This is a genomic window from Almyronema sp. (assembly GCF_052168255.1).
Taxonomy (GTDB): domain Bacteria; phylum Cyanobacteriota; class Cyanobacteriia; order Phormidesmidales; family Phormidesmidaceae; genus Sphaerothrix; species Sphaerothrix epifaneia.
Genome location: NZ_JBQLZL010000023.1, coordinates 21,946 through 29,944 on the forward strand (window position 1 = coordinate 21,946; position 7,999 = coordinate 29,944).

5 protein-coding genes are annotated in these 7,999 nt (G+C 49.7%); 2 read left to right on the forward strand and 3 right to left on the reverse strand.

Going from position 1 to position 7,999, the window contains the following annotated elements:
* The gene (locus ACTS3T_RS03930; RefSeq protein ID WP_462934802.1) at positions 1 to 2,157 is read right to left on the reverse strand and encodes an adenylate/guanylate cyclase domain-containing protein; all 2,157 of its coding nucleotides are present in this window, start codon (positions 2,155 to 2,157) and stop codon (positions 1 to 3) included.
* A 340-nt stretch (positions 2,158 to 2,497) separates the two neighbouring features.
* Between ACTS3T_RS03930 and purD the strand changes: the two genes are divergently transcribed.
* A complete protein-coding gene (gene purD, locus ACTS3T_RS03935) occupies positions 2,498 to 3,772 on the forward strand; it encodes a phosphoribosylamine--glycine ligase (protein WP_377964291.1) in 1,275 nt (424 codons plus the stop codon).
* Positions 3,773 to 3,899: 127 nt separating this feature from the next.
* Entirely contained in the window at positions 3,900 to 5,024 is a 1,125-nt protein-coding gene (locus ACTS3T_RS03940) for a metallophosphoesterase family protein (protein WP_377964293.1), read from the forward strand.
* A 48-nt stretch (positions 5,025 to 5,072) separates the two neighbouring features.
* Here the strand turns inward: ACTS3T_RS03940 and ACTS3T_RS03945 are convergent, their stop codons facing one another.
* A complete protein-coding gene (locus tag ACTS3T_RS03945; protein ID WP_377964295.1) occupies positions 5,073 to 6,848 on the reverse strand; it encodes an ABC transporter substrate-binding protein in 1,776 nt (591 codons plus the stop codon).
* Positions 6,849 to 6,954: 106 nt separating this feature from the next.
* The gene (hslO, locus tag ACTS3T_RS03950) at positions 6,955 to 7,860 is read right to left on the reverse strand and encodes an Hsp33 family molecular chaperone HslO (protein ID WP_377964297.1); all 906 of its coding nucleotides are present in this window, start codon (positions 7,858 to 7,860) and stop codon (positions 6,955 to 6,957) included.
* Positions 7,861 to 7,999: the final 139 nt, after the last annotated feature.

The following is a 7,999-nucleotide window of genomic DNA, read 5'->3' on the forward strand; positions in this document are numbered from 1 at the left end:
TTAAGCCAATAGCCAGTAAGTCATCATTTGCCCGCGCCCCTTAACTTTAATTTCACCGCGCTGCTCAAAGTGATATCGGTGCTGGAGACGCCGATAAACCGCCTCTGTGACCTGAATTTTACCAGCAATGCCCTGTGATTCCATGCGGCTGGCAACATTCACCGCATCTCCCCACAAATCGTAGGAAAACTTGCGAATGCCAATGACCCCAGCCACCACTGGCCCCATATCAATGCCAATGCGAAGATTGAAGGGATGACCATCGGTTCGCTGAATTTGAGCGATCGCCGCCTGCATTTCTAGCGCCATTGCAGCGATCGCCTCTGGATGCTCAGGATCAGGATCAGGCAGCCCACCGACTACCATATAGGCATCACCAATCGTCTTGATTTTTTCCAACCTGTACTGAGCCGCTAGCTGATCAAAGGTAGAAAAAATTTCGTTGAGCAAATCTACCAAAGCCGTCGGTGGCATACTGGCTGAAAGCCCCGTAAAGTTGACAATATCAGCAAATAAAATCGTAGCCTCTTCAAAGCGATAAGCAATAGAACTGGGGTTTTGCTTCAGTTCTTCCGCGATCGATCGCGGCAAAATGTTTAGCAACAACCGTTCTGACTTTTGCTGCTCTGCCTGCAAAGCCCAGTCAGTCCGCCGTCGCTCAGTAATGTCTCGCGCCACCCAAATTACCCGTTTATCCGGCATGGGAGAAATAATGGCTGTGTACCAAGCCGTATTTTCAAAATCATCGGGTGCAGCATTGCCGCCATTTTGATCGTCTTGATGCCAATCCCCCACTGGCAAATTGTATTCCAGCCGTACAGGTTGCTTCGTATTCAAAGCGCGATGGATACTGCGCATAAACAAGTTAGCCTGATAAGGGGGCAATACTTCATAAACTGTACGCCCAACCCTTTCTTGATCAGGGCGATAGAGCAAAGCAGAGTTTGTCGCCACCATATTGAGATAGCGCCCCTCTGAATCAAAAACGGTGATGACATCGGTCATCGCGGCAAATAAAGCCCGCAGTTCGGCTTCCGAATCGCGCAGTGCCTGTTCAATGCGATGGCGTTCGTTAATTTCAGCCAGCAGTTGTCGGTTGGTATCGGTTAAAGCCGCCGTTCGCCGCAGCACTCGCTGTTCCAGTTCTTCGTTAGCCTGCTGTAGGGCAATTTCAGCTTGCTTACGGGCGGTAATGTCCTGAACCGTCCCCTCGTAGTACAGCAGTTTTCCCGATTTGTCTCTAACTGCTCGAGCATTTTCTGAAATCCAAATGCGGGTACCATCTTTGCGGTAAATTTCTGATTCAAAGCCGACGATGGCATCCTGCGTTTGCATAGTGCGAATAAACTCATGCCGACGCCCAGGCTCAACATAAAGCTGATGCTGAATATTGGTGATGTTCAACATCAACTCGCCCACTGAAGCATAGCCATATATTCTGGCTAGAGCCGGATTGGCACTGATATAGCGACCATCACGGGTGCTCTGAAAAATACCCTCAACAATGTTTTCAAAAATGTTGCGGTACTTTGCTTCGGCCTGCCGCAACCCCTCTTCAGCCTGATTGCGCTCTGTAATGTCAATGCCTACGGTGAAAGCTGCTTTACCGTGGTTGTATTTCTGAGCCACAATCAAAAAGCTGCGCCCAATGCCCCCCACAACTGCATCAATTTCGCAGCAGGCTTCTAGCTGAGGGCTGGCAAAAAAGTTACGCACAAAGCCAATAAATTCTTGACTGGTATCTAAAAAGCCAATATCTTGCCCCACAAAAGCTTCTGGCGGCATGCCAAAGGTTTTGGCTAGATGCTGATTGACTCCCAAATAACGCAAGTCAGCGCTAATCCAAGACACAATCCCAGGAACAGCTTCTAAAATCGCCTGTAGCTGATCTTTGGCCGCTCTTAAAGCTTCTTCAACTTGCCGCCGCTCTACTACCTCGCCAATCAGGGTATCGTTAGACTCTCGTAGCGCCGCCGTTTGGTCTTGAAAACGCTGTTCGACCAGGGCTTTTTGATGAGTCAGCTTGTTTAACTGGCAGTCGCGATCGCTAATTTCAGCCTGTAACTGTTGAACTTGCTGCCGCAAAACCTCAATTTCTTGCCGCATGGCCTCCGGAGTTTGGAGCGGTTCGGCAGTTATTGAATGGGGATGAGTCACAGGATTTAAGCTGCTCCTCTGAGAGGAGGGTGATCGCTCCGGCATAGTGGATGAGCCTCATTAAAAGGCTGCTGCGGTTCAAAAATGTTACTTTTAGCTGACTGAATTCACACTATTGGCTGAGTCCAAACACCCTGATGCTTCTTACACCGTATTCTTTTTTTTTAACTTAGTCATCCGTTCGTTTTATTCTTTATCCGGTAAATTTTTATCGCAAAGTCGTCAAATACAACTAAATCGTGACATTTGCCCGAATAAACGATTTTTTTAAGTCATTTAATTGGATACGCCATTAGCATGGGAAAATGGGGGACGCATAATCGGGATTTAGACAGCAGCAGTGAAAGCATTAATTATTGGCAGTGGTGGCCGCGAACACGCCCTCGCTTGGAAGCTCTTGCAGTCGCCCCGGATGACTGAGGTTGTTTGCATTCCAGGCAATGGCGGCACCGCTCTATTGGCGGGGTGTCGCAACTTACCCCTCAGCATCAGCGATTTTGAAGGCATTGCTCGTTTTTCGCTTGTAAACAACATGGCGTTTGTCGTCATTGGCCCAGAACAGCCACTGGCAGACGGCATTACAGATTACCTGCAAGCTCAAAACATTAAAGTCTTTGGGCCAACTCAAGCAGGGGCACAAATCGAGGCTAGCAAGTCGTGGGCAAAGGCGCTGATGCAAGCCGCTGGCGTACCTACAGCAGCTTCTCAAACGTTTACTGAATTATCTGCTGCGATCGCTTACTTAGAGCAACAGGGCGCACCCATTGTGGTTAAAGCTGATGGTTTGGCGGCTGGTAAGGGGGTTACAGTCGCCCCAACGCTGGCAGCGGCCAAAACGGCGGTGAGCGAGTCGCTAGCTGGGCGCTTTGGCGCGTCTGGAAACCGGGTGGTGATTGAAACTTATCTCACTGGCCAAGAAGTTTCGGTCTTAGCGGTTACAGATGGACTCACGATTCGGCCTTTGATCCCGGCGCAAGACCACAAAACCATTGGGGAAGGAGATACCGGAGCCAACACAGGCGGTATGGGAGCGTATGCCCCCACCCCAGTGGTTGATGAAGCCCTGCTAACGCGCATTCAAACCGAAATTTTGCAGCCGATCCTGCAAGCGCTGCAACAAAAGGAGATTACCTATTGCGGCGTCTTATATGCTGGTTTGATCATCACGCCTCAAGGCGATCCCAAAGTTATTGAGTTTAACTGTCGCTTTGGCGATCCGGAAACTCAGGTGGTTTTGCCTTTGCTAGCAACCCCCCTAGAAGAGATTATGCTGGCCTGCATTGAACAGCGCTTAGCGGAATTGCCCCCGTTTGAGTGGAAGCCCGAAGCCGCCGCTTGTGTCGTGATGGCAGCAGCCGGTTATCCAGAAGCTTATCCTAAGGGGATGGCCATTCATGGCTTGGAAGCCGCCGCCGAAACAGGGGCTGTGGTCTTTCATGCGGGCACCAAACGGGTGCAGCAGCAAGTTCAGGCTAACGGTGGGCGCGTGTTGGGCGTAACCGCAACAGGCGAAACCTTTGAAGCAGCGATCGCCCATGCTTACAAAGCAGTAGACTGCATCGAGTTTGAGCAAAGTTACTGTCGCCGCGATATTGGCTACCGGGTTAAAGCTTAGCCGAAGCCCTAACGCAAGAAGCTACAGCTCGAAAACAAGCTGAACAACGAGCCAAGCAAGCTGAAGCCCAAGTTGAACAGCTAAAAGCTAAGCTAAAGGCACTTGGCATTGATCCCGACCCAGCCGCATGAGACAACACCTCCGCTTTGCAATCGTGAGCGATCCGCATATTGCCTTACCTCAAACAATTTGGCGATCGCCCAGCCGTTTTCATCTCGTTGAAGTCAGCATTCCGGCTTTAGAACAGGTGTTCGAACATTTGAGCAGCCTAGCGCTAGACTGCATCCTCATGCCAGGAGATTTGACCCAGCATGGCGAAAAAGACAACCATAACTGGTTAGCTCAACGGCTTTCAGATTTGCCAATCCCGGTTTATGTGGTGCCAGGAAATCACGACATCATCCAGCGAGAAGACACTGACAAAACCGTTGGACTCAATCAATTTTTGCAATGCTACCAAAATTTTGGCTACGACCAGCAGCCCTATTATCTCCAGTCGCTTAAACCAGGAATTTGGCTGATCGGGCTAAACTCGATTGCCTTCGACGCCGAGGGGCAGCAACGTTACAACGGCTATTTAGAAGCCGAACAGCTTGACTGGCTTGATCAAACCCTGCCTCAGTTGCAAGGACAAACCGTTCTGGTGATGATTCATCACAACGTATTGGAGCATTTGCCGGGGCAAGCCACCAGCTCAATGGGGCAGCGCTACCTGTTGCAAAATGCTCAAGCTTTGCGATCGCGCCTTCAATCAGTCAATGCCCTACTCCTCACCGGACACCTGCACGTTCAAGATATTGCCACCCAAGCAGGTCTTTGGGAAATTACCACAGGTTCACTGGTGAGCTATCCCCATCCCTATCGCATCGTTGAACTGACCGTTGAAAACGGGCGATCGCAGCTTTCAGTTCAAACCTATCGGATTGAAGCCGTGCCAGAATTGCCCAATTTACAAGCCTACTCGCGCCAGTGGATGAGCGATCGGGCTTTGCCCTTCATGACGAAACTACTCACCAGTGCGCCGTTGCATTTAACGCCAGAGGAAGCCGAGAAAATTGCCCCCTATCTCAAAGACTTTTGGGCAGCGATCGCCGCTGGCGATGCTCAATTTGACTTTGCCCATCTGCCACAGCCAGTGCAGCAACACTTTGAACGCTTTGGCGCTGTAGATGATCAAGGTCAGCCGCAACTGATTGACAACTTTACCACCCTAAAACTAGGCTCATCAGCCGCCTTTCACGCAAGTTCATAACTGCGGATATAGCTGTGGCTACAATCGTTGAAACACGTCAACGAGTAGTTACTCTATCGTCTCCTCAATTTTGAGTTCGTAAATGTTCCACAACAGGGTAGTATCGAGTGCTGAATATTGCACATTTTGAACTTTGTCGCGCACTGCTGCCATTGCGATCGGGTTAACCGTATAAATGAGGGGCAAATACTCTAGCGCTAGCTGCTGAAACTCTGCGTAGATGGCTTTGCGCTTTTCTTCATCTAGCTCTTGAGCTGCGCGAATATACAAGTCGCCAATCTGGCGTTCCCAGTCCGAAACTTCCCGGCCTTCAAGCGGTTCTTGTCCGGCTGTAGCCGCTAGATTAAACATGTGCAGCCGACCTTCCGGTAGCCAGAGATTGGCTGCGCTGTTAGGCTCTACCCCACCCGTAAATCCTAAAAAGACACAGTCCCACTGCATCGTATTATCGATTTTATCGACTAAGGTGCTAAAGGTGACAAACTGCAAATCAAGCTGAATCCCAATCGCTTCTAAGTCTTGCTTAACTTGAGAAGCAATTTGATCGACCGTCTGGCTACCCGTATAGGTTGTAAAGGTAAAGCGCACCCGATTGCCATCAGCATCCAACAACTGTCCTTGAGGATTGTACTGAAAGCCTGCCTGATGCAGCAGTTCTCTAGCTGTCTCAGGTTCATATTCGTAAACCTTTAGACCCTCCGCTGGCGAAAGATAATAGGGACTTTGCACCGTAACGGGTGAGTACTGAGGTTCGCCAATGCCCCGATAAAGATTGTTGATCATGGTACGGCGATCGATGGCATAGGCGATCGCCTGACGAAATTCTACGGTATTGAACCAAACAGACTTGATGGGATCAACCAGGGGCACTCCATTGCGACTCCCTTGATTGAGGTTCAGCATAAAAAAGCTAATACCCGCAGCAGGTCCACCAATATGAATGGTAAAGTCCCCTCGTTCTTCTTCTTTTTTCAGCAGCGAATAGTTAGAAGGCGACACCCCTTGAGCATCTAAGCCACCTGAGCGAAACTGCAGCAAAGCAGTGTCTGTTTCATCTAAGATGGGTCGGACTACCCGCTCAATATAGGGCAGAGCATTGCCTTCTGCATCTTTGCGCCAGTAGTAGGGATTGCGTTCAAACACTAACCGCTCATTAGGCTGATAGTCCGTAATAATATAAGGCCCATTGCAGACAATTTCATTGGGATCAGTATCGACTCCCCAAGTGGACAGAAAGATTAAATTGCCATCAGCATCTTTGTTTTGAATTGTTTCGGCCAAGACATGTTTGGGCATAGGGGCAGTGCCCCCTACCGTTCTGAGCAAAGGCGCAAAAGGCTCTGGAGAAACCACCTGCAGATGGCGCTCATCTAAAGCCACTATTTCGGGCAAAAGCCCTTGGGTACCTACCCGCAAGCCATCGCGCCCATTAACAGGAATAGCCTCGTTGTAATAAATGTCGTTGAAAGTAAACGCAAAGTCTTCTGCCGTCAACGGCACGCCATCTGACCAGCGCAAATTATCCCGCAGGGTAAAGACAATTGTGCGATTATCGGCTGAAATATCCCAGGATTCGGCTAAAGCAGGCTCTAACTCTCCAGTAATACCGTTTTCGCTGAGCAAGCCTTCGTAGGTGAAGTAGTCAAATACATTGGGACGCTCAGCACTGAGAGAGGCATTAAACGTTTTAGGATTTTCCGAAAACGCGACTACCAGTTGCGAAGTTCTCGCCTCGCGGGTACGAAACTGATCAAGGCTACAGCCCGTCAGCGCGATCGCCAATAGACCTGCCAGCGCGATCGCTCCCCACCGACGCCAACCCATCCTTACCTGCGCAAGCTTCAATAAGCGAAAAACCGACGATGTTGAACTCATATTGCCAAAAAGTAGTCAGCAGTCAGTCAAGCGAGCCATGCTTTACCCGGCAACCCTAAGAAGACGATTTAGCCAACTCTAAATCTTCAATCAACTGAGAAAGCTGGTCGCTATTAGCGTTGTAAACCTGATTGCAAAAATGGCAGGTTACCTCAGCTCCATTATCTTTTGCAATCATGTCGGCCAGTTCTTCTTGCCCTAAAAGTTTGAGAGCGCCCAACATTCGATCTTCAGAACAAGGGCAATTAAAGCGAACTAGCTGAGTTTCTGGAAAAATCTCTAGCCCCATATCACCAACCAAATTTTCAAAAATTTGGGGTAGCGTTTTGTTCTCTCGTAGCAATGGAGTAAAGCCCGTCAGCGTAGCCAGACGCGATTCTAGCGTAGCGACTAGAGCCGGATCTTCAGCCGCTTTGGGCAAAACCTGCAGCAGCAATCCGCCCGCCGCCTCAACTCCCTGGGCACCCACAAAAACACCCAAGATTAAAGCCGAAGGGGTCTGTTCTGAGGTAGCTAAATAGTAAGTTAAATCCTCACCAATCTCGCCTGAAACCAGCTCTACAGTGCTGGAGTAAGGATAACCATAACCAACATCGCGAACGACATAAACGTAACCATCCTGGCCAACTGCACCGCCCACATCCAGCTTACCTTGACGATTCAGCGGTAGCTCAATTGCCGGATTATCCACATATCCCCGCACCGTTCCATCTAGGCCAGCATCAATCAAAATGCCCCCCAGAGGGCCATCGCCTTTGACCCGAATATTTACCCGCGATTCAGGCCGCTTCATGCTAGAAGCTAGCAAAAGGCCGGCTGACATAGTTCGCCCCAAAGCAGCGGTCGCCACATAAGACAGGTTGTGGCGCTGTCGGGCAACTTCAGTGAGTTTTGTCGTAATCACGCCGACAACTCGAATACCACCCTGTGCAGCGGTTGCTCGAATTAGTTGATCTGCCATAGGGATGCCCTGTATGCTTAACAATTTTCAATATTTCTATTTTAGGAGGTAGATTCGACAGAAAAATGACTGCTGCACGTTAGAGAGTGTTGATTGCCGTCCCTTCAATCACACCTTGCCGTTATTGTTTAGCAGCGCT